At 71.1% G+C, this 24,440-nt stretch carries 16 protein-coding genes and 1 tRNA gene; 12 read left to right on the top strand and 5 right to left on the bottom strand.

Features of this window, described 5'->3' with window-relative positions:
• The first annotated feature begins 118 nt into the window (after positions 1 to 118).
• A complete protein-coding gene (locus IE318_RS24695) occupies positions 119 to 940 on the top strand; it encodes a class I SAM-dependent methyltransferase (RefSeq protein WP_030167534.1) in 822 nt (273 codons plus the stop codon).
• A gap of 55 nt (positions 941 to 995) precedes the next feature.
• Positions 996 to 3,659, top strand: a complete 2,664-nt coding sequence (locus tag IE318_RS24690; RefSeq protein ID WP_189903748.1) for an ATP-dependent RNA helicase — start codon at positions 996 to 998, stop codon at positions 3,657 to 3,659.
• 105 nt (positions 3,660 to 3,764) lie between these two features.
• Here the strand turns inward: IE318_RS24690 and IE318_RS24685 are convergent, their stop codons facing one another.
• Positions 3,765 to 5,513 (bottom strand): lytic transglycosylase domain-containing protein, encoded by a 1,749-nt coding sequence (locus tag IE318_RS24685; protein ID WP_189903746.1) that lies wholly within the window; start codon positions 5,511 to 5,513, stop codon positions 3,765 to 3,767.
• 285 nt (positions 5,514 to 5,798) lie between these two features.
• Between IE318_RS24685 and IE318_RS24680 the strand changes: the two genes are divergently transcribed.
• Positions 5,799 to 6,710, top strand: a complete 912-nt coding sequence (locus IE318_RS24680) for a DUF4184 family protein (RefSeq protein ID WP_189903744.1) — start codon at positions 5,799 to 5,801, stop codon at positions 6,708 to 6,710.
• Positions 6,711 to 6,888: 178 nt separating this feature from the next.
• Here the strand turns inward: IE318_RS24680 and IE318_RS24675 are convergent, their stop codons facing one another.
• Positions 6,889 to 7,431, bottom strand: coding sequence for a hypothetical protein (locus IE318_RS24675; protein ID WP_189903742.1), 543 nt, complete (start codon positions 7,429 to 7,431; stop codon positions 6,889 to 6,891).
• Positions 7,432 to 7,709: 278 nt separating this feature from the next.
• Positions 7,710 to 10,436, bottom strand: coding sequence for a DNA polymerase I (polA, locus tag IE318_RS24670; RefSeq protein ID WP_189903740.1), 2,727 nt, complete (start codon positions 10,434 to 10,436; stop codon positions 7,710 to 7,712).
• Positions 10,437 to 10,626: 190 nt separating this feature from the next.
• On the opposite strand from polA, the gene IE318_RS24665 reads away from it, so the two are divergent.
• From IE318_RS24665 to IE318_RS24635, 7 genes are all read left to right on the top strand, one after another.
• Complete coding sequence (locus tag IE318_RS24665) at positions 10,627 to 12,918, top strand: FdhF/YdeP family oxidoreductase (protein ID WP_189903738.1); 2,292 nt, start codon at positions 10,627 to 10,629, stop codon at positions 12,916 to 12,918.
• Positions 12,919 to 12,978: 60 nt separating this feature from the next.
• On the top strand, positions 12,979 to 13,470 hold the full coding sequence (locus IE318_RS24660) for a PaaI family thioesterase (RefSeq protein ID WP_189903736.1): 492 nt from the start codon (positions 12,979 to 12,981) through the stop codon (positions 13,468 to 13,470).
• A gap of 655 nt (positions 13,471 to 14,125) precedes the next feature.
• Positions 14,126 to 15,334: a branched-chain amino acid ABC transporter substrate-binding protein gene (locus IE318_RS24655; protein WP_189903819.1), complete on the top strand. Its 1,209-nt coding sequence runs from the start codon at positions 14,126 to 14,128 to the stop codon at positions 15,332 to 15,334.
• A gap of 111 nt (positions 15,335 to 15,445) precedes the next feature.
• Positions 15,446 to 16,384, top strand: a complete 939-nt coding sequence (locus IE318_RS24650) for a branched-chain amino acid ABC transporter permease (protein ID WP_030167561.1) — start codon at positions 15,446 to 15,448, stop codon at positions 16,382 to 16,384.
• 5 nt (positions 16,385 to 16,389) lie between these two features.
• Positions 16,390 to 18,168 carry a branched-chain amino acid ABC transporter permease gene (locus tag IE318_RS24645; protein ID WP_189903734.1) on the top strand — a complete coding sequence of 593 codons (1,779 nt, stop codon included), beginning with the start codon at positions 16,390 to 16,392 and terminating at the stop codon, positions 18,166 to 18,168.
• A gap of 6 nt (positions 18,169 to 18,174) precedes the next feature.
• On the top strand, positions 18,175 to 19,149 hold the full coding sequence (locus IE318_RS24640) for an ABC transporter ATP-binding protein (protein ID WP_189903732.1): 975 nt from the start codon (positions 18,175 to 18,177) through the stop codon (positions 19,147 to 19,149).
• Entirely contained in the window at positions 19,146 to 19,862 is a 717-nt protein-coding gene (locus tag IE318_RS24635; protein ID WP_189903731.1) for an ABC transporter ATP-binding protein, read from the top strand. The genes IE318_RS24640 and IE318_RS24635 overlap by 4 nt, the downstream gene beginning before the upstream one ends.
• Before the next feature lie 80 nt (positions 19,863 to 19,942).
• Here IE318_RS24635 and IE318_RS24630 read toward each other — a convergent pair whose 3' ends face one another.
• On the bottom strand, positions 19,943 to 20,614 hold the full coding sequence (locus tag IE318_RS24630; RefSeq protein ID WP_030167572.1) for an ANTAR domain-containing response regulator: 672 nt from the start codon (positions 20,612 to 20,614) through the stop codon (positions 19,943 to 19,945).
• Between the two features lie 101 nt (positions 20,615 to 20,715).
• On the opposite strand from IE318_RS24630, the gene IE318_RS24625 reads away from it, so the two are divergent.
• Positions 20,716 to 20,798, top strand: a tRNA-Leu gene (locus IE318_RS24625).
• Between the two features lie 107 nt (positions 20,799 to 20,905).
• Here IE318_RS24625 and pyk read toward each other — a convergent pair.
• Positions 20,906 to 22,342 (bottom strand): pyruvate kinase, encoded by a 1,437-nt coding sequence (gene pyk / locus IE318_RS24620; RefSeq protein WP_189903729.1) that lies wholly within the window; start codon positions 22,340 to 22,342, stop codon positions 20,906 to 20,908.
• Positions 22,343 to 22,607: 265 nt separating this feature from the next.
• Here pyk and IE318_RS24615 point away from each other — a divergent pair, with 265 nt between their 5' ends.
• On the top strand, positions 22,608 to 24,428 hold the full coding sequence (locus IE318_RS24615) for a bifunctional metallophosphatase/5'-nucleotidase (protein ID WP_189903727.1): 1,821 nt from the start codon (positions 22,608 to 22,610) through the stop codon (positions 24,426 to 24,428).
• Positions 24,429 to 24,440 lie beyond the last annotated feature (12 nt).

The following is a 24,440-nucleotide window of genomic DNA, read 5'->3' as shown; positions in this document are numbered from 1 at the left end:
ATCGCCGCATATCCGGCACAAAACCTGTCTCCCGAGGCCACGCCGACACCAGGGCGTCACTCCGACGGCGCGCACACCGGGGCGGCGGGTTGGACGGAAGAGTACGACGAGGGAGCCGATCATCCAAGAGCCAGCACCGTTCGCATCGTCCGAACCCGAGGCCACCCGGCGGGCGGCCGGTGTCACCGAGAGCGCCCGGGCCAACCGGGGCTGGTGGGACCGCAACGCGGACGAGTACCAGATCGAACACGGCACCTTCCTCGGCGACGACCGCTTCGTGTGGTGCCCCGAGGGCCTGGACGAGGTGGAGGCGGAGCTCCTCGGCCCGGCCGAGGAGCTCAAGGGCAAGGACGTCCTGGAGATCGGCGCCGGTGCGGCCCAGTGTGCGCGCTGGCTCGCCGCGCAGGGCGCTCGCCCCGTGGCCCTGGACCTGTCCCACCGGCAGCTCCAGCACGCACTGCGGATCGGCGGACCGTTCCCTCTGGTGTGCGCCGATGCGGGCGCCCTGCCCTTCGCGGACGGCTCCTTCGACCTGGCGTGTTCGGCGTACGGGGCGCTGCCCTTCGTCGCCGACCCGCGGCTGGTGCTGCGGGAGGTGCGGCGGGTGCTGCGGCCGGGCGGGCGGTTCGTCTTCTCGGTGACGCACCCGATCCGCTGGGCCTTCCCCGACGAGCCGGGCCCGGAGGGGCTGAGCGTGTCCGCCTCCTACTTCGACCGCACGCCGTACGTGGAGCAGGACGACGACGGCAACGCGGTCTACGTCGAGCACCACCGCACGCTCGGCGACCGCGTCCGGGACGTCGTGGCCTCGGGCTTCCGCCTGGTGGACCTGGTCGAGCCGGAGTGGCCCGACTGGAACACCTCCGAGTGGGGCGGCTGGTCCCCGCTGCGCGGGCACCTGATCCCGGGGACGGCGATCTTCGTCTGCGAGCGGGACTGAGAGCGGGACGAGCCGGACGAGCGGGACGAGTGAGACGACCGGGACCGAGACGACCGTGATCCGTTACGACGCCCTGGACGCGCTGCCGGTGCGCGGCGCCCTGCCCGGTCTGCACGACGCCCTCGACGGGCACGGGACCGCCGTTCTGGTGGCCCCGCCCGGCACCGGCAAGACGACGCTGGTGCCGCTCGCGCTGGCCGGGCTGCTGGGCGAGGGACCGGCGCGGCGGGTGGTCGTGGCGGAGCCGCGGCGGATCGCCGCGCGGGCGGCGGCGCGGCGCATGGCATGGCTGCTGGGCGAGAAGGTCGGCCACAGGGTCGGCTACACCGTCCGCGGGGAGCGGGTCGTCGGGCGGAACGCGCGCGTGGAGGTCGTCACGACCGGTGTGCTGCTGCAGCGGCTCCAGCGCGACCAGGAGCTGGCGGGTGTCGACGTGGTGGTGCTCGACGAGTGCCACGAGCGGCATCTGGACGCGGACACGGCGGCGGCGTTCCTGTGGGACGTGCGCGAGACGCTGCGGCCCGAGCTGCGGCTGGTCGCCGCGTCGGCGACCACGGACGCCGAGGGCTGGGCGCGGCTGCTGGGCGGGGCTCCGGTGATCGAGGCGGAGGGCGTCTCGCATCCGGTGGAGGTGGTGTGGGCGCCGCCCGCGCGTCCGGTACGGCCGCCGCACGGGATGCGGGTGGACCCCGCGCTGCTGACGCACGTGGCGTCGGTGGTGCGGCGGGCGCTCGCCGAGCGGGCCGGGGACGTGCTGTGTTTCCTGCCGGGCGTGGGCGAGATCGCGCGGGTCGCCGGGCAGCTGGGGGATCTCGGCGACGTGAAGGTGCTCCAGGTGCACGGGCGGGCGCCGGCGGCCGTGCAGGACGCGGTGCTGGCGCCGGGGCGGGGCCGCCGGGTGGTGCTCGCCACCTCCGTGGCGGAGTCGTCGCTGACGGTGCCCGGGGTGCGCGTGGTCGTCGACTCGGGGCTGGCCCGGGAGCCGCGTGTGGACCACGCGCGCGGGTTGAGCGCGCTGGCGACGGTACGTGCCTCGCAGGCGGCCGGACGGCAGCGGGCGGGCCGTGCCGGGCGCGAGGCGCCGGGCGCGGTGTACCGGTGCTGGGCGGAGGCCGAGGACGGGCGGCTGCCGCGTTTCCCCGCTCCGGAGATCAAGGTGGCCGACCTGACCGCGTTCGCCCTTCAGGCGGCCTGCTGGGGCGATCCGGACGCCTCCGGGCTGGCACTGCTGGATCCGCCGCCGCAGGGCGCGATGGCGGCGGCACGGGACGTGCTGACGGCCGTGGGAGCGGTGGACCCGGCCGGGCGGGCCACATCGCGGGGACTGCGGCTGGCGCGGCTGGGCGTGCATCCTCGGCTGGGCCGCGCCCTGCTCGACGCGACGGCCCCGGGCGGCGCCGAACGCGTGGCGGAGGTGGTCGCGCTGCTCAGCGAGGAGCTGCCCCGGGAGTACGGCGACGACCTCGCCGCCGCGTTGCGGGCCGCCCGGCGCGGCGACGACCCGTACGCGTCACGCTGGCGCACGGAGTCCCGGCGCCTGCATGCCGCCGCGACAGGCGCCGGCGACCGCCCCGCCGACGAGCCTCCCGCCGAGACGAACACCGGTACGAACGCTGGTACGAATGCCGGTACGAAAACTGGCCGCGGCCACCGGCCGACCGCCGTCACGGACGCGGACGCACAACCGCGCAGCGACCACCGGCCGGCTGCGGAGCATCGCGGGGCGCGGTGGGCCGGTGCCGGGGAGGACGCAGTCGTCGGGGTTGTGGCCGCGCTCGCCTTTCCCGAGCGGGTGGCCAGGCTGGACGGGGGGTCGTATCTCATGGTCTCCGGTACGCGTGCCGAGCTGGCCGAGGGGTCGGGTCTGCGAGGGGTCCCCTGGATCGCCGTGGCCGTGGCGGACCGGCCGCTCGGCAGGGGGCACGCGCGCGTGCGGCTCGCCGCGGCCGTGGACGAGGACGTCGCGCGACGGGCGGCCGCGGCGCTGCACGAGGAGCGCGAGGAGGTCCGCTGGGCCGGCGGAGACGTGGTGGCCCGGCGGGTCGAGCGGCTGGGCGCGGTGGAACTGACGGTCCGCCCCCTGGCCGACCCGGACCCCGGCCGCGTACGGGACGCAGTGCTGGACGGGCTGCGGCAGGAGGGTTTCCGGCTGCTGCGCTGGTCGCCCGACGCGGAGGTGCTGCGGCTGCGGCTCGCGTTCCTGCACCGGCATCTCGGGGAGCCGTGGCCCGACGTCGGGGACGAGGCGCTGCACGCGCGCGTGGAGGAGTGGCTGGAGCCGGAGCTGGGCCGCGCCCGGCGGCGCGCGGACCTGGCGCGGATCGACGCCGGGCAGGCGCTGGCCCGGCTGCTGCCCTGGGCCTCCGGTGAGGCCGCCCGGCTGGACGAGCTCGCCCCGGAGCGGATCACCGTGCCCAGCGGGTCCAGGATCCGCGTCGACTACACCGATCCCCAGCGGCCCGTGCTGGCGGTGAAGCTGCAGGAGATGTTCGGGATGCGGCAGTCGCCGGTGCTCGCCGGGGTACCGGTCCTCGTGCACCTGCTCTCCCCCGCCGGGCGGCCCGCCGCCGTCACCGCCGACCTGGCCTCGTTCTGGCGGGACGGCTACAAGGGCGTACGGGCGGAGCTGCGCGGGCGGTATCCGAAGCATCCGTGGCCGGAGGACCCGGCGACGGCGGAACCGACCCGGCACACCAACGCCCGGCTCCGGCGGGGCTGACAGGTCCGGCCCGCCGGACGGTGGAGTCCGGCGGGCCGGTCGGGCCGGTGGCGTCCGGCGGGCCGGTCGGGCCGATGCGGTCCGGCGGGCCGGTCGGGCCGTGGTCTACGAGGCCGAGGGGCTCGGCGACGGCTCCGCCGAGGTGTCGGCCGCCGCCACCTTCAGTTCCACCGTCAGCGTGGCGCCGCCGGTGGTGGTGATGCGGAGCAGGAAGGTGCCGGTGGTGTCGTCCGCGTACAGCTTCGGCAGCTTCAGCAGACCGTCGCCGTCCGTCTGAAGGTCCTTCAGCGTGCGCACGGGCTTGCCGTCGGCGTCCTTGAAGTAGGGGCCCTTGTCGTTCTCGGTCGCGTCGTCGGCGGCCTTGATCAGGGTGGCGGTGGCCGCGACCTTGTCGGCGACGGCGCCCTTGTAGGTGGCCTTGACCTCGACCTGGTCGGCGAACTCGCCGCCCGGGGTGCAGGTGAGCGCGGTGTCGCTGGTGCGGGTGAGGGTGTCGGCGGCGCGCGCGGTGACGGTCGCCGTGTAGTCGAGGCCGGAGATCGTACGGCCGACGACCAGGGCCCGGACGGTGAAGCGGCCCGTCTGTTCGCCCGCCTGGAGCGCCGGTGCGGCGGCCACGCCTGAGGAGTCGGTGAGGACCGTGGCGACCGTCTCGCCGCCGGTGAAGGTGGCGTCGGTGTCGCCGAGGATCGTGAACCGGACCCTGACCTTGGCGACCGCCTTGCCGGCCTTCGTCTCGGCACGGGTGCTGATCTTCTGGGTGAACGCGTCCCCGGCCATGGCGGTGAGCCCTGCGGTGCCCGCGTCCTCCAGGTGGTCCACGGTGTCGGTGGGCGTCGGCGATGCGGAGGGCGTCGAGGGCGGCGTGACCGACCTGGACGGCGGCGTCGGCTTGGTGCTCGGGCTGCCGCCGCCCGGCTTGGCCGGCCCGCCGGTCTTGCCCGGACTGTGGGGCTCGGGCGTTGCCCTCGGCGGGGTCGTCCCCGAGGAGGACGGCCCCGGCCGGGACCCGCTCCTGTCGTCGCTGCGGCCGGAGGGGATCGTGCCGGTGCCGTCGGGGATCGAGTGGGTGCCCTTGCGGTAGTACTCCAGCCAGGACAGGACGGTGTTCAGGTAGTCCTGGGAGTTGTTGTAGCTGAGGATCGCCCTGCGCAGGTCGGCGTCGTCGGACAGGTCCCAGCCGTTGCGGCACAGGTAGTGGCCCGCGGCGAGGGCCGCGTCGTAGACGTTGTTGGGATCCTTCTTGCCGTCGCCGTTGCCGTCGCGTCCCGCCCACTCCCAGGTGGACGGGATGAACTGCATCGGTCCGATCGCGCGGTCGTACGTGCTGTCGCCGTCGTAGACGCCGTGGTCGGTGTCGCTGATGTGGGCGAAGCCGCTGCCGTTGAGGACCGGGCCGAGGATCGGCGAGGTCGTCGTGCCGTTCGCGTCGACGCGGCCGCCGCGCGCCTGGCCGGACTCGACCTTGCCGATGGCGGCGAGCAGTTGCCACGGCAGGTTGCAGCTCGGCTTGGAGGCCCTCAGCTCCGCCTCGGCCTTCTTGTAGGCGTCGAGGACGGTGGCGGGTATGCCGGCCTCGGACGGCGTCCCGGAGGACGGGGCGCCGGCGGTGGGCGCGGGGTCGGGGCTGTTGAGCGGGGGCAGGTCCGTGTAGTACGGCGAGTTGCCTGTCGCGGCGCCGTCGCCGTCGGCGTTGACGTCGGGGGAGGGTGTCGCACCGGTGGCGGTCGGTCTTCCCGGGCCGTCCGTCGTCGCGCCGGGAGCCTGGGAGGCGGTGAGAGCCGCGACCGCCGCTGCGGCCACGGCCGTGGTTGCCGCCCCCTTGTAGAGCCTCCTGCCGAATTGCGCCGCCATGGAGTGAACCCCTCCCGTGGACGTCCGAGCGTCCCTCTGTTCTGTCTGTTCGCCCTGTTGTGACGGTTGACCCGCGGTACTGGTTGCCCTCGTGGAGCTTTTCGGATGTACGACCCAGGTGACCCTACGACAACTTCCTTTGTGTCGGGAGCGGTTCGTGCCCGGTTTTCACCGGTTGGCCCCGGACGTCGGGTGATGAGTCGCACCGCCGGTCCGTCCCGCATACTGGACGCGGTGATCACCGGTCCGTCGGGCCCGGTTCAACGTGCTTTCCGGAGGGCCCAGTTGCCGTTCACTCTGAGCCATGCGGCCGCCGTGCTGCCCGCGGTGCGCGGCGACGGATCGGGCCGGGGCCGACTGGTGCCGACGGTGCTCGTGGCCGGCTCCTTCTCGCCGGACATGACCTATTACGTGGCCAATGTCCTTCCTGGGGCGATGGAGTTCGGCACGGTCACGCACTCCTTCCCCGGGGTCTTCACCGTCGATGTGCCCATCGCCTGGGCGCTGGTGTGGCTCTGGCTGCTGATGCGCGAGCCACTGGTGGCGCTGCTGCCGCGGGCCCGGCAGGGGCGGCCCGCGGCGCTGACCCGGTGCGGGGTGCCCCGCGCGCGCGTGGCACCGGCCTCGGTGCTGTGGTGGTACGTCTCGGCCGTGCTGGGGGCGCTGACGCACGTGGTGTGGGACGCGTTCACGCATCTCGACCGGTGGGGAATGCGGCTGTTTCCGGTGCTGGGGCAGCGGCTGGCGGGCGCTCCGCTCTACTGGTACCTGCAGTACGGCGGCTCGGCCGTGGCCGGGGTCGTGATCGTGCTGTTCCTCGTCCGCGCGTTGCGGCGGGTGCCGGCGGGCGAGCCGGCCGGGGTGCCCGTGCTGACGGTGCGGGACCGATGGTGGGCCGGGGTCGTCATCGGCGGATGTGCGGCGGCCGGGGCGGTGCAGCGGGTCGCGCAGTCCTGGGCGGGGCCGCCCTCGGCGGCGGGCCTCCGGGATCTCGTCCCGACCCTGTGCTTCGGCGCGGGCGCCGGACTGACGCTCGGCCTGGTGGCCTACGCGGTGGGGATCAGGGCGCGCCGGGGGTCCGGGTACGGGGAATTCAACGGCTTGAGCGGCTCGGGTGGCTCAGGTGGCTCGATCGGACGCTCAGGTCGCTCCGGCGGAGAGGCGGACCAAGCGGGCGTTTCCGTGCGCTCGGACTGAGGGGCGCTTCGGGCACCTCGGACGGTCCGGAAGGTCCGGAAGCTACGGAGGCTACGGAAGATCCTGACAGTGCCGGAGATGCGGGAGAACCGGACGGCTGCGGGCCGTGGGCTGCTCCCGGCGGTGGCGCGGGCGTGCCGGTCACGGCCGCCCTGGCCGCTCTCATCGGCCGGCGGCGCTACCAGTCGCGGTTGCCCGGGCGGTTCTGCCCGTTCTGCTGGGGGCGCCGGTCGTGACGGGAGGGCTCGTCCGGGAGGGACGGCTTCTCTCGGTGGGACGGCCCGTCCCGGCGAGCGGATTCGTCCCGGCGGGCAGGCTCGTCCCGGCCGGGACGGCCGTCCGGGCGGGGCCGGTGCGCGGGTGGGCCCAGCGGGCGGTCCGTGCGGTCCGCGCGGTCCACACGGTCGGTACCGGGGATCGGGGTCGCCACGAAGACGGTGACGGTGCGCGCCGGGGCCGGTCGCGGGAGGCGCGTGAGGAGGAGCGCGACGTAGCCGCGCGTCAGGTCGGCCCACAGCCGCCAGGAACGGGACTCGCCGGGGACGGCCCGACGGCGCAGCCCGGTCACGGCCCGGCGCACGGCTGCCGCGAGATCGGTGGGGACGCGGGCGGTGCTTGCGTCGGCCGCGAGGGCCGGGACCGGCGGGGGCGGCGCGGCGGGGGCCGCGCCGACGGCTGTCGGGGACACCGCCGGCCGGTGGTTGAGCGTGCGTATACCCATGCCCGCATCCTGGCGGGCCGCGGTGGCCGGTGCGTTTCTGCGGGGGCCACGTGAGTGACAGGCAGCCACGGGACGGAGGGCCGTCCGCACCGCCCGTCCCGGTCACGAGGTGGGCGGTGCGGGTTGCCGTATCCGCGGCGGGGGACCTGCCTCGGCCGCCACGGCCGAGGCAGGCAGGCCAGGCAGGGCAGGCAGGCCCTCCCCCGCACGTCTTCGCGCCGCCGCCCGGCCCCGTCGCCCGCCCGTCGCCTGGTGCGGCACCAGGTGCCGCGCCGCGTCTAGTGCGCCGCAGACTCCCAGTCCGGCCCCACGCCCACCGAGACGTCCAGCGGCGCCCGGAGGCGGACCGCGCCGGACATCTCACGGCGGACGATCTCCTCCGCCGCCGCCCGCTCGCCGGGGGCGATCTCCAGGACGATTTCGTCGTGGACCTGAAGGAGCAGGCGGGAGGCGAGACCGGCCTCGCGCAGCGCGCGGTCCACGTTCAGCATGGCGATCTTGACGATGTCGGCGGCCGTGCCCTGGATGGGTGCGTTGAGGGCCATGCGCTCGGCCGCCTCGCGACGCTGGCGGTTGTCGCTGTTGAGGTCGGGCAGGTAGCGGCGGCGCCCGAAGAGCGTCGCCGTGTAGCCCGTGGCCCGCGCCTCGTCGACCACCCGGCGCAGATAGTCCCGTACGCCGCCGAAGCGCTCGAAGTAGGCGTCCATCAGGGCGCGGGCCTCGGCCGCCTCGATGTTGAGCTGCTGGGAGAGGCCGAAGGCCGACAGCCCGTAGGCCAGGCCGTACGACATCGCCTTGATCTTGCGGCGCATCTCCGCGTCCACCGCCGACCGCTCGACGCCGAAGACCTGGGAGGCCGCCGTGGTGTGCAGGTCCTCGCCGGAGGTGAACGCCTCGATCAGGCCCGCGTCCTCGGAGAGGTGGGCCATCACCCGCAGCTCGATCTGGCTGTAGTCGGCCGTCATCAGCGACTCGAAGCCCTCGCCGACCACGAAGCCGCGGCGGATGGCCCGGCCCTCGTCGGTGCGGACCGGGATGTTCTGCAGGTTGGGGTCGGTGGAGGACAGGCGGCCGGTGGCGGCGACCGTCTGGTTGAACGTGGTGTGGATACGGCCGTCCGCCGCGACCGTCTTGATCAGGCCCTCGACGGTGACCCGGAGCTTGGCCTGCTCGCGGTGGCGGAGCATGATCACCGGCAGCTCGTTGTCCGTCTGGCCGGCCAGCCAGGCCAGGGCGTCGGCGTCGGTGGTGTAGCCCGTCTTGGTCTTCTTGGTCTTCGGCAGGGCCAGCTCGCCGAAGAGGACTTCCTGGAGCTGCTTGGGCGAGCCGAGGTTGAACTCGTGCCCGGCCGCCGCGTGCGCCTCCTTCACGGCCTGCTGCACCGCTCCGGCGAACATCTGCTCCATGGCTTCGAGGTGCGCGCGGTCGGCGGCGATGCCGTGCCGCTCCATGCGGGCGAGCAGCGCGGAGGTGGGCAGCTCCATGTCGCGCAGCAGATCCGCCGCGCCGACCTCCCGCAGCCGGCCTTCGAACGCCTCCCCGAGGTCGAGGACGGCGCGGGCCTGGATCATCAGGGCGTCCGCCTGGGCGGCGTCGTCCGCGCCGAAGGCCAGCTGCCCGTCGGCCGCGGCTGCGGGCGTCAGCTCGCGGTGCAGGTACTCCAGGGACAGCGCGTCCAGGTCGAAGGAGCGGCGGCCCGGCTTGACCAGGTAGGCGGCGAGCGCGGTGTCCATGGTGACGCCCTCGACGCGCCAGCCGTGCTCGGCGAAGACCCGCATCGCGCCCTTGGCGTTGTGGAAGGTCTTGGCCCGCTCGGCGTCGGCCAGCCAGTTCGCGAACGCCCGCTCGTCGGCCTCGTCCAGCTCGGAGGGGTCGAACCAGGCGGCCGCACCGCCGGGCGCCGCGAGCGCGACCTCGGCGACCGAGCCCGCGCCCAGCGCCCATGCGTCGACCGTGGCGACGCCCAGGGGCTGGGTGCCGTGCTCGGCGAGCCAGCCGGCCAGCTCGCCGGTGGCGAGCACCGTGCCGTCCAGCTCCACGCCGTCGGCGGCGATCGGGGTGGTCTCGGCCTCCTCGGCACCGGGGTCGACCGCGAAGAGCCGCTCGCGCAGGGACGGGTTGCGGATCTCCAGGCTGTCCAGGAGCATCGCGACAGCCTTGCGGTCGTAGGGCTGCCGGGCGAGGTCGGTGACCGCCCTGGGCAGCTCCACGTCGCGCTCCAGCTCGGTGAGCCGGCGGTTGAGCTTGACGGCCTCCAGGTGGTCGCGCAGGTTCTGCCCGGCCTTGCCCTTGACCTCCTCGACGCGCTCGACCAGCTCGGCGAACGAACCGAACTGGTTGATCCACTTCGTGGCCGTCTTCTCGCCGACGCCCGGGATGCCCGGCAGGTTGTCCGACGGGTCGCCGCGCAGCGCCGCGAAGTCCGGGTACTGGGCCGGCGTCAACCCGTACTTCTCGAAGACCTTCTCCGGAGTGAACCGGGTCAGCTCCGAGACGCCCTTGGTCGGGTACAGCACCGTGGTGTGCTCGGAGACCAGCTGGAAGGAGTCGCGGTCGCCGGTGACGATCAGCACCTCGAAGCCCTCGGCCTCGGCCCGGGTGGCGAGGGTGGCGATGACGTCGTCCGCCTCGAACCCGTCGACGGCGAAGCGGGGGGCCTGCATCGCGTCGAGCAGCTCGCCGATCAGCTGGACCTGGCCCTTGAACTCGTCCGGGGTCTTGGAGCGGTTCGCCTTGTACTCGGTGAACTCCTCCGAGCGCCAGGTCTTGCGCGAGACGTCGAAGGCGACCGCGAAGTGCGTGGGCGCCTCGTCACGCAGGGTGTTGGCCAGCATCGACGCGAAGCCGTAGATCGCGTTCGTCGGCTGGCCCGTCGCGGTGGTGAAGTTCTCCGCGGGCAGCGCGAAGAACGCCCGGTAGGCCAGCGAGTGCCCGTCCATGAGCATCAGCCGGGGACGGGTACCGCCGGAGGTCGTGTCGGTCTTCTTCGATGCTGTCTCTGCCACGCCCTCGATCCTGCCACGCCCCACTGACAGCCGGTGCCGCGCGGCCCCGGCGGGCGTGAGCGCCGTCACAGCGACCGGGGTCGCAGCCGTCACGGCGACCGGGGCGCAAGGGGGCCGGTCCCGTAGTCGGTGCCCCGTGGCAGGATCGGCGGCGTACGTCTTCAACAGCGCAGTCGAAGGGGAGGGCGCGATGGCCACGAAGCCGCCCAAGGGCGACCCGGTTCAGGACGCGCCGCGGGTCGCCGGGCCGAAGCACGCGGCCGCGGGGCTGGCGGCCGTCGGGCACACCCTGCGCATCGCCCAGCAGCAGATGGGCGTGCGCCGCACCGCGCTGACCCTGCTGCGGGTCAACCAGAAGGACGGCTTCGACTGCCCGGGCTGCGCCTGGCCGGAGCCGGAGGACCGGCACAAGGCGGAGTTCTGCGAGAACGGCGCGAAGGCGGTCGCCGAGGAGGCCACCCTGCGCCGGGTCACCCCGGAGTTCTTCGCCGCGCACTCCGTCGCCGACCTGGCGGGCCGCAGCGGCTACTGGCTGGGCCAGCAGGGGCGCCTGACCCACCCCATGTACCTGCCCGAGGGCGCCGACCACTACGAGCCGGTCACCTGGGAGCGCGCCTTCGGCATCGTCGCCGAGGAGATCGCCGCCCTCTCCTCCCCCGACGAGGCCGTCTTCTACACCTCCGGCCGCACCGGCAACGAGGCCGCGTTCCTCTACCAGCTGTTCGCGCGCGAGCTGGGCACCAACAACCTGCCCGACTGCTCCAACATGTGCCACGAGTCCTCCGGCTCGGCCCTGTCGGAGACGATCGGCATCGGCAAGGGCAGCGTCCTGCTGGAGGACCTGTACCGGGCCGACCTGATCATCGTGGCCGGCCAGAACCCGGGCACCAACCACCCGCGCATGCTCTCCGCCCTGGAGAAGGCCAAGGCGAACGGCGCGAAGGTCATCAGCGTCAATCCGCTGCCCGAGGCGGGCCTGGAGCGCTTCAAGAACCCGCAGACGCCGAAGGGGCTGACCACCGGCGCCGCGCTCACCGACCTGTTCCTGCAGATCCGCATCGGCGGCGACCAGGCCCTCTTCCGCCTGCTCAACAAGCTGATCGTGGAGACCCGGGGTGCGGTCGACGAGGAGTTCGTCCGCGAACACACCCACGGCTACGAGGAGTTCGCCGCCGCCGCCCGCGCCGCCGACTGGGACGAGACGCTCACCGCGACCGGCCTCACGCGCGCGGAGATCGACCGGGCACTGGAGATGGTCCTGGCCTCGAAGCGCACCATCGTGTGCTGGGCGATGGGCCTGACCCAGCACAAGCACGCGGTGCCGACCATCCGCGAGGTCGTGAACTTCCTGCTGCTGCGCGGCAACATCGGCCGCCCGGGCGCGGGCGTGTGCCCGGTGCGCGGCCACTCCAACGTGCAGGGCGACCGCACGATGGGCATCTTCGAGCGCCCGGCCCCGGCCTTCCTGGACGCCCTGGAGAAGGAGTTCGGCTTCGCGCCGCCGCGCGCACACGGCTACGACGTCGTGCGGGCCATCCGCGCGCTGCGCGACGGCGAGGCGAAGGTGTTCTTCGCCATGGGCGGCAACTTCGTCTCCGCCTCCCCCGACACGGAGGTCACCGAGGCCGCCATGCGCCGGGCCCGGCTGACCGTGCACGTGTCGACCAAGCTCAACCGCTCCCACGTCGTCACCGGCGCGCGCGCCCTGATCCTGCCCACCCTGGGCCGCACCGAGCGGGACCTCCAGGACGGCGGCGAGCAGTTCGTGACCGTCGAGGACTCCATGGGCATGGTGCACGCCTCGCGCGGCCGTCTGGAGCCCGCGAGCCCGCACCTGCTGTCGGAGCCGGCCATCGTCTGCCGGCTGGCGCGCCGCGTGCTGGGCGAGGACAGCGTGGTGCCGTGGGAGGAGTTCGAGAAGGACTACGCCACGATCCGCGACCGGATCGCCCGCGTGGTCCCCGGCTTCGAGGACTTCAACGCGCGCGTGGCCCGCCCCGGCGGCTTCGCGCTGCCGCACGCCCCGCGCGACGAGCGCCGCTTCCCCACGGCCACCGGCAAGGCCAACTTCACGGCGGCGCCGGTGGAGTACCCCGAGCTGCCCGAGGGCCGGCTGCTGCTGCAGACGCTGCGCTCGCACGACCAGTACAACACCACGATCTACGGCCTCGACGACCGCTACCGGGGCATCACGGCCGGCCGCCGGGTGGTGCTGGTGCACCCCGAGGACGCGCGGGCCCTCGGCGTCGCCGACGGCTCCTACGTCGACCTGGTGAGCGAGTGGAAGGACGGTGTCGAGCGGCGGGCGCCCGGCTTCCGCGTCGTGCACTACCCGACGGCCCGGGGCTGCGCGGCGGCCTACTACCCGGAGACCAACGTGCTCGTCCCGCTGGACGCCACCGCGGACACCAGCAACACCCCCGCCAGCAAGTCCGTGGTGGTCCGCCTGAAGACCCGTCTGGAACAATCGGCGACCGACTGAGCGTTTGCTCAGCGGACAGATGTACGACGAACCAGGTGTACGACGAACGGAGCCGGGCCCATGGGTGAGCAGCAGCACGTGAAGTTCCCGCAGGAGGTCATCGACGAGTACGCCGCGCTCGGTGTCGACCTGCAGGCGCTGTTCTCGGCCGGGCACCTCGGGACGCGGATGGGCGTGCAGATCCTGGAGGCGTCGGCGGAGCGGGTCGTCGGGACCATGCCCGTGGAGGGCAACACCCAGCCGTACGGGCTGCTGCACGGCGGCGCCTCCGCCGTGCTGGCCGAGACGCTGGGCTCGGTCGGCTCCATGCTGCACGGCGGCACCTCGAAGATCGCGGTCGGCGTGGACCTCAACTGCACGCACCACCGCGGGGCGCGCTCGGGCCTCGTCACCGGCGTCGCCACACCGGTGCACCGGGGACGCTCGACGGCCACGTACGAGATCGTGATCAGTGACGAGGAGGGACGCCGCGTGTGCAGCGCCCGCCTGACCTGCCTGCTGCGCGACGCCCCCAAGAGCGACGGGGCGAACCTGCCGAACACCGGCGTCTGACGCCCTCACCCCGGCAGGCCACCGAGCCCCGCCGGGGACCACACCTCTCGCGGCGACCCTCATCCCGCCGTCTGCGCCAGTGAGTTGACGCCTTGTCAGCCGGTGCGGCCTCCGCCGCCCCGCGCACGACATCACCCGCCCTTTCCAGACAAAGCGGCACTCTTCCCGCAAAGTCACCACACCCTCACCCATGGGCGGAATACGGAAAAGCGCCGAAGTCGCCGAACCCTTTCCTTCGCAGTAACTCTATGTAATACGCGCGCAATACACATTCGCGCTTTCGCTCCCACAACCCCCTGCGCGCAGCACCCTTCGCCGACCCCGAAAGGCGCCCGCGGCAACAAAGCTGCGTAATCACCAAAACCGTTGAGACGCCTGAACGCAGCACGGCGAGTCCTGCGGATTCTCACAATGTGGACGGGGCGAATCGGCCCGAATTCAGCTCTTCCCCCCACGCTGTACCGCTCTGCATTACCTCGTGTCATAACAAGAGCGTCACAGCCTTGGTCAAGCACTCCTCCACGTTCCCCACACACGCTTAGAGTCACGGCCAGTCACCGCTCCAACGGGAGTTCGGTACCGGCGCAGCACCCGCCGTTCCCCGCAGAAGGGGCGGGCGTGCCAGCGGAAAGGATCGATTGTGCGACAGCGTTCTCTGGTGATTCTTACCTCCGTTCTGACCACCGGAGCTCTGACTCTCACCGCCTGCGGCTCCCGCAATGACAACAGCAAGGGCGGCGACAGCGGCAACGTGACGGTCACGATCGGCGTCGACGCCCCGCTGACCGGCCAGAACTCCGCGACGGGTCTCGGCATCCAGTACGGCGCGCAGATCGCCGTCGACGACGCCAACAAGAACAAGACCGTCCCCGGCGTCACCTTCAAACTCAAGGCGCTGGACGACAAGGCGATCCCGGCCACCGGCCAGCAGAACGCCACCCAGCTCGTCTCCGACAAGAGCGTCCTCGGCGTCGTCGGCCCCCTCAACTCCGGTGTGGCCACCCAGATGCAGCAGGTCTTCGCGACCGCCAACCTGGTGCAGATCTCGCCCTCCAACACCGCCCCCGAGCTGACCCAGGGCAAGAACTGGCAGACCAGCAAGTCCCGCCCGTTCAAGACGTACTTCCGCACCGCCACCACCGACGCGCTCCAGGGCGCCTACGCCGCGGACTACGCCTACAACGGCATCCACAAGAAGAAGGCGTTCGTCGTCGACGACAAGCAGACCTACGGCGCCGGCCTCTCCAAGATCTTCAAGGATCAGTTCGTCAAGCAGGGCGGCAAGGTCATCGGCACCGACCACGTCAACACCGGCGACCGCGACTTCTCCACCCTCGTCACCAAGATCAAGAACTCCGGCGCCGACATCCTCTACTACGGCGGCCAGTACGACGAGTCCCAGGTCCTGACCAAGCAGCTCAAGGACGCCGGGGCCAAGATCCCGCTGTTCGGCGGCGACGGCATGTTCACCCCGACCTACATCAAGACCGCCGGCAAGGCCGCCGAGGGCGACCTGGTCACCTCCATCGGCGTCCCGGTCGACACCCTGCCCGCCGCCAAGGACTTCGTGGCCACCTACAAGGCCAAGAAGTACCCCGGCGACTACGGCACCTACGGCTCCTACGCCTACGACGCCGCCACCGCCATCATCAAGGCCGTGGGCCAGGTCGTGAAGGACGGCAAGATCCCCGCCGACGCCCGCCAGCAGGTCGTCGACGGTGTCCAGAAGTCCTCCTTCGACGGTCTCTCCGGCAAGATCTCCTTCGACGAGTACGGCGACACCACCAACAAGCAGCTGACCGTCTACCAGGTCACCAACGGTGAATGGAAGTCCGTCAAGAGCGGCATCGCCACCCCGAAGTAACCAAGCCGGACACTCCGCACCACCAGGGCCGCGCGGCGCAGACCACCGTCACCGCGCGGCCCGCCTTCTACGCCCCCCCCTTGACTCTCCCCACCACATGGAGGCCATGCGGTGAACACCCTGCCGCAGCAGCTGGCCAACGGGCTGTTCCTCGGCTCGATGTACGGGCTGATAGCCATCGGCTACACGATGGTCTACGGCATCGTCCAGCTCATCAACTTCGCCCACGGCGAGATCTTCATGACCGGAGGCTTCGGAGCCCTCACGGTCTATCTCGTCCTGCCGGACGGCATATCCATGTGGATAGCCCTGCCGGCGATGCTCATCGGCGGCGCACTGGTCGCCGTGCTCATCGCCGTCGGCGCCGAGCGCTTCGCCTACCGGCCACTGCGCGGCGCACCACGCCTCGCCCCGCTGATCACCGCGATCGGCCTCTCGCTCGCGCTGCAGCAGGCCGTCTTCAACTGGTACAAGGTCGGCGGCGACGCCAAGTCCGCCCGCGTGTTCCCGCAGCTGCCCTTCGGCCCCCTGCACATCGGCTCCGTCACCGTACAGAGCGGCGACGTCTTCCTGATCATCGCCGCCCCGCTGTGCATGGCCGTCCTCGCCTTCTTCGTCCGCCTCTCCCGCACCGGCCGCGCCATGCAGGCCACCGCCCAGGACCCGGACACCGCCCAGCTGATGGGCATCGACACCAACCGCATCATCGTCATCGCCTTCGCCATCGGCGGCTTCTTCGCCGCCGTCGCCGGCGTGTCCTACGGCCTCAAGTACGGCTCCGTCTCCTACGACATGGGCTTCATCGCCGGCCTGAAGGCATTCACCGCGGCCGTCCTCGGCGGCATCGGCAACATCTACGGCGCCATGCTCGGCGGCCTCGTCCTCGGCGTCGCCGAGGCCATGGCCACCGCCTACATCGCCGACATCCCCGGCATGCAGCAGCTCGGCGGCGGTGGCTGGGCCGCCGTATGGGCCTTCGTCCTCCTCATCCTCGTACTCCTCTTCAGGCCACAGGGCCTGCTCGGTGAACGCGTCGCGGACAGGGCGTGAACAGCATGACCGACACCACCAAGACCCCCGCCGGCACCGGACGCGGACCCATCCCGCTGCCGACCGCCCTCGCCCGCCCGCTCATCGCCGTCGGCGCCGTCGCCACCATCGCCAGCACCTTCCTCAGCTGGACCTGGACGCCCGACTTCCCCGGCGACCTCACCGTCTACGGCTACCCCGCGGGCCTGCAGATCCTCGCCCTGGTGGCCGGCGCCCTCACCCTGCTGTTCGCGCTCAACCAGTGGAACGTGAAGGGGCTGCGCTGGCTGAACCCGTCGAACGCCACCTCGCCGGTGTTCCTCACCGCCATGTCGGCGTTCACCGTCTGCTGGTTCACCGGCATCGCCATCACCGTCGACCTCGGCGGCCTGGTCAACCTCGACCCCGGCGCCTACGTGGCCATGGTGGCCTCCGCACTCCCCGTCCTCGGCGCCCTCGCCCTGCCCCACCCGGCCCCGGGCACCGGCCTGCGCGGCTACCTCACCAAGCCCCAGCAGCCCCGCCCCCGCGGCATCACGCCGATCGCCGAACGCGGCATCATCACCGCCGGCACCGCGATCGCCCTGATCGCCTTCACCTACGGCATCGGCATCGACAACGACGCCAGCGAAACCTTCATCGGCTACCTGCTGCTCGTCGTCTTCGCCGCCTGGGGACTCATCCACACCGGTCTCGTCGACCGCTACGCGACGATCTCCGCACAGCACAAGGGCTTCGCCGCGGCCCTCGCCTTCGTCGCGGCGGTGATCTTCCCCTTCACCCAGAGCGACGACCACAACGCCAACGTCGGCGTCAACATCCTCATCTTCGCCACCGTCGCCCTCGGCCTGAACATCGTCGTCGGCCTCACCGGCCTCCTCGACCTCGGTTACGTCGCCTTCCTCGGCGTCGGCGCCTACGCCGCGGCCCTCGTCTCCGGCTCCGAGTACTCCCGGTTCTCCGGCGTCCACTTCCCCTTCTGGGCCGCCGCCCTGACCGGCATGGCCGCCTCGCTCGTCTTCGGCGTGCTCATCGGTGCGCCCACCCTGCGACTGCGCGGCGACTACCTCGCCATCGTCACCCTCGGCTTCGGTGAGATCTTCCGCATCACCGTCAACAACCTCGACGGCGACTCCGGACCCAACATCACCCGCGGCCCGAACGGCATCACCCAGATCCCGGACCTCAACATCCTCGGATTCAACCTGGGCGAGGCACACGACATCGGCGGATTCACCCTCGGCCGATTCGCCAACTACCTGTTCCTGATGCTCATCGTCACGGCCATCGTCGTGCTCGTCTTCACCCGCGCGGCCGACTCCCGCATCGGCCGCTCCTGGATCGCCATCCGCGAGGACGAGACCGCCGCCACCGCCATGGGCATCAACGGCTTCCGCGTCAAACTCATCGCCTTCGCCCTCGGCGCCTCCCTCGCGGGCCTCGCCGGCACCGTGATGGCCCACGTCAACTACAGCGTCAACCCCCAGCCCTACCAGTTCGCCGGCGCCGCCCCGCCCAACTCGGCCTTCCTCCTGGCCGCCGTCGTCCTCGGCGGCATGGGCACCGTCAGCGGCCCGCTGCTCGGCGCCAGCGTCCTCTACCTGGTCCCCGAAAAGCTCCAGTTCCTCCAGAACTACGAGCTGTTCGCCTTCGGCATCGCGCTCGTCCTGCTGATGCGCTTCCGGCCGGAGGGCATCATCGCCAACCGCCGCCGCCAGCTCGAGTTCCACGAGATCGACCAACTCGACGTACCAGAACAGAAGACGCTGACCGACGAACCGGCCGTCACCAAGGCAGGGGCGTAAGAAACCATGACGACACCTGTACTCGAAGCCCGTGACGTCACCATGCGCTTCGGCGGCCTCACCGCCGTGCGATCGGTCGACTTCACGGTCAACAGCGGCGAGATCGTCGGCCTCATCGGCCCGAACGGCGCCGGCAAGACCACCTTCTTCAACTGCCTCACCGGCCTGTACGTCCCCACCGAGGGCACCGTCGCCTACCAGGGCAAGGTGCTGCCGCCCAAGCCGCACCTGGTCACGCAGGCCGGTATCGCCCGCACCTTCCAGAACATCCGGCTGTTCGCCAACATGACCGTTCTGGAGAACGTCCTCGTGGGCCGCCACACCCGGACCAAGGAAGGCCTGTGGTCCGCACTGCTGCGCGGCCCCGGCTTCCGCAAGGCCGAGAGGGACTCCGAGGCGAAGGCCATGGAGCTCCTCGCGTTCGTCGGCCTCGACGCCAAACGCGACCACCTCGCCCGCAACCTGCCCTACGGCGAGCAGCGCAAGCTGGAGATCGCCCGGGCACTCGCCAGCGAGCCGGGCCTGCTGCTGCTCGACGAGCCGACGGCCGGCATGAACCCGCAGGAGACCCGGACCACCGAGGAACTGGTCTTCGCCATCCGGGACAAGGGCATCGCCGTGCTCGTGATCGAGCACGACATGCGCTTCATCTTCAACCTGTGCGACCGCGTCGCCGTCCTCGTCCAGGGCGAGAAGCTCGTCGAGGGCACCTCCGACGTCGTCCAGGCCGACGAGCGGGTCGTCGCCGCCTACCTGGGCGAACCCTTCGAGGGCGATCCCGGGGAAGCGGAGGCGGCCGAGGTCGAGGCCGCGGAGGCTGCCGCCGAGACCGCCGACGCGGACGACACGGCCGACGCGGACGACAGCGGCGCCGCGGACGACATCGCCGACTCGGACAGCCGCAGCGACGCGGACACCTCGGGCGTCGCCGACAGCACCGGCGAGGAGAACGACAGCACCACCAAGGGAGAGGCCCAGTGACCGCACTGCTGGAGGTCGAGGACCTCAGGGTCGCCTACGGCAAGATCGAAGCCGTCAAAGGCATCTCGTTCAGCGTCGAGGCCGGCCAGGTCGTCACCCTCATCGGCACCAACGGCGCCGGCAAGACGACCACCCTGCGCACCCTCTCGGGCCTGCTCAAGCCCACGTCCGGCAAGATCGTCTTCGACGGCAAGCCGCTCACCGGCGTCCCCGCCCACAAGATCGTCGCCCTCGGACTCGCCCACTCCCCCGAAGGCCGGCACATCTTCCCGCGCCTGACCATCGCCGAGAACCTCCAGCTCGGCGCCTTCCTCCGCAAGGACAAGGAAGGCATCGAAAAGGACATCCAGCGCGCCTACGACCTCTTCCCCATCCTCGGGGAACGCAGAAAGCAGGCCGCGGGCACCCTCTCCGGCGGCGAACAGCAGATGCTCGCCATGGGCCGCGCCCTCATGTCCCAGCCCAAGCTCCTCATGCTCGACGAACCGTCCATGGGCCTCTCGCCGATCATGATGCAGAAGATCATGGCCACCATCTCGGAACTGAAGTCCCAGGGCACCACCATCCTGCTCGTCGAACAGAACGCCCAGGCGGCGCTCTCCCTCGCCGACCAGGGCCACGTCATGGAGGTCGGCAACATCGTCCTGTCCGGCACCGGACAGGAACTCCTCCACGACGAGTCCGTCCGCAAGGCATACCTCGGCGAGGACTAGCACCGGACCACGACAACGAGGCCCGCACCCCTCCACAGGGGTGCGGGCCTCGCCGTACGCGTCGAAGAGGCCGGGCGCGCTCAGCCCTTCTCGGGCTTCCCGCCCTTCGCCGCCTTCTTCTCGTCGCTGTCCTGAATGACCGCCTCCGCCACCTGCTGCATCGACATGCGGCGATCCATCGACGTCTTCTGGATCCAGCGGAACGCCGCCGGCTCCGTCAGCCCGTACTCCGTCTGCAGGATCGACTTCGCACGATCCACCAGCTTCCGCGTCTCCAGACGCTGGGTGAGGTCCGCGACCTCCCTCTCCAGCTCCTTCAGCTCCGTGAACCGCGACACGGCCATCTCGATCGCCGGAACCACATCGCTCTTGCTGAACGGCTTCACGAGGTACGCCATCGCGCCCGCGTCCCGAGCCCGCTCCACCAGATCACGCTGCGAGAACGCCGTCAGCATCAGCACCGGCGCGATCCGCTCCTCAGCGATCTTCTCCGCCGCGGAGATGCCGTCCAGCTTCGGCATCTTCACATCGAGGATCACCAGGTCAGGACGGTGCTCCCGGGCCAGCTCCACCGCCCGCTCACCGTCCCCGGCCTCGCCGACGACGGTGTACCCCTCCTCTTCCAGCATCTCTTTGAGATCCAGCCGGATCAGCGCCTCGTCCTCCGCGATGACGACACGCGTCGTCAGCGGGGGCACGTGCGACTTGTCGTCGTCGGGCACGTCTACGGGCTGGGGCGACTCGGCGGTCACGGGGGCGCTCCTCGTTCCGGGGCGGGGCAGGTCTTGCTGCTTATGCAGCCTACCTAGAGGCACGGGCCCGAGCTCACCCGGTACACTCACCGCAGTGCCTCGCCGGGTTGGTGGAACGGTATACACGGAGGTCTCAAACACCTCTGCCTGTGAGGGCTTGCGGGTTCGAATCCCGCACCCGGCACGCCTGGAAGCGGAGGATCACGCTCGCGTGATCTTCCGCTTTCTGCTGTGTGCCGTCACACCCAGCCACCCGGCCTGTACGCATGCGGCACCGCACGGCAGACCGCCCTACTTGGGGCTGTCGTCCTCGCCGATGTGGTGGACGCGGACCATGTTCGTCGCGCCCGGGACCCCTGGAGGGGAGCCCGCCGTGATCACCACCGCGTCGCCCCGCTCGCAGCGGCCGTAGCGCAGCAGCAGTTCGTCCACCTGGGCGACCATCGCGTCCGTGGAGTCGACGTGGGGGCCCAGGAACGTCTCCACGCCCCAGGACATGCTGAGCTGGGAGCGGGTGGCCGGTTCGGGGGTGAAGGCGAGGAGGGGGATGGGCGAGCGGTAGCGGGAGAGGCGGCGGGCGGTGTCGCCGGACTGGGTGAAGGCGACGAGGAACTTCGCGCCGAGGAAGTCACCGATCTCGGCGGCCGCGCGGGCGACGGCCCCGCCCTGGGTGCGGGGCTTGTTCCGTTCGGTCAGGGGCGGCAGGCCCTTGGCCAGGATGTCCTCCTCCGCCGCCGCGACGATCTTCGCCATGGTGCGGACCGTCTGGACCGGGTAGTTGCCCACGCTGGTCTCGCCCGAGAGCATCACCGCGTCGGTGCCGTCGATGACGGCGTTGGCCACGTCCGATGCCTCCGCCCTGGTGGGGCGGGCGTTGTCGATCATGGAGTCGAGCATCTGGGTGGCGACGATCACCGGTTTGGCGTTGCGTCTGGCCAGTTTGATCGCTCGCTTCTGGACGATGGGGACCTGCTCGAGCGGCATTTCGACGCCCAGGTCTCCCCGCGCGACCATGATGCCGTCGAAGGCGGCGACGATGTCGTCTATGGCCTCGACCGCCTGGGGTTTCTCGATCTTGGCGATGACGGGGAGGCGGCGGCCCTCGTCGTCCATGATGCGGTGGACGTCGAGGATGTCGCGGCCGCTGCGGACGAAAGACAGGGCGATGACGTCGAAGCCGGCGTGCAGGGCCCAGCGGAGGTCGTCCTCGTCCTTCTTGGAGAGGGCGGGGACCGAGACGGCCACTCCGGGGAGGTTGAGGCCCTTGTGGTCGGAGACCATGCCGGCCTCGACGACTTCGGTGTGGACGCGGGGGCCGTCGACGGCGGTGACCTTGAGGGCGACGCGGCCGTCGTCGACGAGGATGCGTTCACCGGGGGTGACGTCCTCGGCGAGGCCGGCGTAGGTGGTGCCGCAGATGTGGCGGTCGCCTTCGACACCTTCTTCGACGGTGATGGTGAAGGTGTCGCCGCGTTCGAGGAGTACGGGGCCTTCACGGAACCGGCCGAGGCGGATCTTCGGGCCTTGAAGGTCGGCGAGCACTCCGACGCTGCGGCCGGTCTCGTCGGCGGCTCTGCGAACGTGCTGGTAGCGCTCCTCGTGTTCGGCGTGTCCGCCGTGACTGAGGTTGAAGCGGGCGACGTCCATTCCGGCGTCGACCAGTGCCTTGATCTGGTCGTACGTGGCGGTGGCGGGCCCCAATGTACAGACGATCTTTGCTCGGCGCATGGTACGAGCCTAGGCCTTACCGGCCGGTAGAGACTTGGTGTGACGTGACCGCTCAACGACCTTTGGGTGAACCGTCATTGACACTTGTTGAACTGTGCGGGGTGGCGCTCATCTGATTCCGTGTCGGTGCCGGTCATCAGATCGCAACCTCCAGGGGCTGTTCCGTTCATCATGCTCCGGCCAGAATCTACGCGCGTCCGTATGTATGTGCGCGTGTCTACGCGCGTTGTGAAACCTTTTGTCCCTTCTCGCGAGGAGAGCCAGCATGGCGTTGGACCGCCGGAAGTTCCTGAAGAAGTCGGCCGCGACGGGGGCGGGGGTGGCGCTGGCGGGTGCGGCGGCGGCTCCGGCGGCGCAGGCCGCGGAGGCGTCGGCGGACTCCGCGATGGGTCCGGGCAAGCACCCCAAGCGGTACTCGCTGACCGTGATGGGCACGACGGACCTGCACGGGCACGTCTTCAACTGGGACTACTTCAAGGACGCCGAGTACTCGGACAAGGCGGGCAACGCGCAGGGTCTGGCGCGGATCTCGACGCTGGTGAACCAGGTCCGCGAGGAGAAGGGCCGCGGCAACACGCTGCTGCTGGACGCGGGTGACACGATCCAGGGCACGCCGTTGACGTACTACTACGCCAAGGTGGATCCGATCACGGCCAAGGGTGGCCCGGTGCATCCGATGGCGCAGGCGATGAACGCGATCGGGTACGACGCGGCGGCGCTGGGCAACCACGAGTTCAACTACGGCATCGAGACGCTGCGGAAGTTCGAGCAGCAGTGCGACTTCCCGCTGCTGGGTGCGAACGCGCTGGACGCGACGACGCAGCGGCCGGCTTTCGCGCCGTACTTCATCAAGGAGTTCCGTCCGCACGGTGCGCCGCCGGTGAAGGTGGCGGTGCTGGGCCTGACCAACCCGGGTATCGCGATCTGGGACAAGGCCTATGTGCAGGGGAAGTTGACGTTCCCGGGGCTGGAGGAGCAGGCGGCGAAGTGGGTGCCGAAGCTGCGTTCGATGGGTGCGGACGTGGTGGTGGTGTCGGCGCATTCGGGTACGTCGGGTCAGTCCTCTTACGGTGACCAGCTGCCGTATGTGGAGGATGCGGCGGCGAACGTGGCCAGGCAGGTGCCGGGGATCGACGCGATCCTGGTGGGGCACGCGCATCTGGAGATCCCGGAGCTGAAGGTCGTCAACGAGCAGTCCGGGAAGACGGTGGTGCTGTCGGAGCCGCTGTGCTTCGCCGAGCGGCTGACCCTCTTCGACATCGAGCTGGTGTTCGTCAAGGGCCGGTGGGAGGTGGAGTCGGTGTCGGCGTCGCTGCGCAACTCCAACTCGGTGGCCGACGATCCGGCGATCACGAAGCTGCTGGACGACGAGCACGAGAAGGTCGTGGCGTACGTCAACCAGGTGGTCGGCCGGGCGACGGAGACGCTGACGACGGTGGAGGCCCGGTACAAGGACGCACCGATCATCGACCTGATCACCAAGGTGCAGGAGGACGTGGTGAAGGCGGCGCTGGCCGGCACCGAGTACGCCTCGCTGCCGGTGATCGCACAGGCCTCACCGTTCTCCCGGACGTCCGAGATCCCGGCCGGCGATGTGACGATCCGGGATCTGTCGGGTCTGTACGTGTACGACAACACGCTGGTCGCCAAGCTGATGACGGGCGCCCAGGTGCGTGCGTACCTGGAGTACTCCGCCGGGTACTACGTGCAGACGGCGCCGGACGCGGCCGTCGACGTGGACAAGCTGACGAACGCGGGCGGCCGTCCGGACTACAACTACGACTATGTGTCGGGTCTGCGGTACGACATCGACGTGGCCCAGCCGGTCGGTTCCCGGATCAGGAACCTGACGTTCGACGGGGCGGCGCTGGACGACGCGCAGCAGTTCGTGCTGGCGGTGAACAACTACCGTGCCAATGGCGGTGGGGCGTTCCCGTTCGTGGCGTCGGCGAAGGAGCTGTGGTCGGAGTCGACGGAGATCCGTACCCGGATCGCCGAGTGGGTGACGGCGAAGGGCGAGCTGGATCCGAAGGACTTCGCCTCGGTGGACTGGCGGCTGACGCGGAACGGTACGCCGGTGTTCTAGCCGTTCGGCTGT

Source organism: Streptomyces spiralis, from assembly GCF_014654675.1.
GTDB classification, from domain to species: domain Bacteria; phylum Actinomycetota; class Actinomycetes; order Streptomycetales; family Streptomycetaceae; genus Streptomyces; species Streptomyces spiralis.
The sequence above is the reverse complement of the archived record's forward strand: the minus strand, read 5'-3'. Positions and strand labels throughout refer to the sequence as shown.

What these genes read in the sequence shown, in the direction of transcription:
- IE318_RS24615 (WP_189903727.1), top strand. Translation starts at nt 22,608, where the DNA reads ATGGCGTTGGACCGCCGGAAGTTCCTGAAGAAGTCGGCCGCGACGGGG.
- IE318_RS24645 (WP_189903734.1), top strand. Translation starts at nt 16,390, where the DNA reads ATGACCGACACCACCAAGACCCCCGCCGGCACCGGACGCGGACCCATC.
- IE318_RS24660 (WP_189903736.1), top strand. Translation starts at nt 12,979, where the DNA reads ATGGGTGAGCAGCAGCACGTGAAGTTCCCGCAGGAGGTCATCGACGAG.
- IE318_RS24640 (WP_189903732.1), top strand. Translation starts at nt 18,175, where the DNA reads ATGACGACACCTGTACTCGAAGCCCGTGACGTCACCATGCGCTTCGGC.
- IE318_RS24675 (WP_189903742.1), bottom strand. Translation starts at nt 7,431, where the DNA reads ATGGGTATACGCACGCTCAACCACCGGCCGGCGGTGTCCCCGACAGCC.
- IE318_RS24685 (WP_189903746.1), bottom strand. Translation starts at nt 5,513, where the DNA reads ATGGCGGCGCAATTCGGCAGGAGGCTCTACAAGGGGGCGGCAACCACG.
- pyk (WP_189903729.1), bottom strand. Translation starts at nt 22,342, where the DNA reads ATGCGCCGAGCAAAGATCGTCTGTACATTGGGGCCCGCCACCGCCACG.
- IE318_RS24665 (WP_189903738.1), top strand. Translation starts at nt 10,627, where the DNA reads ATGGCCACGAAGCCGCCCAAGGGCGACCCGGTTCAGGACGCGCCGCGG.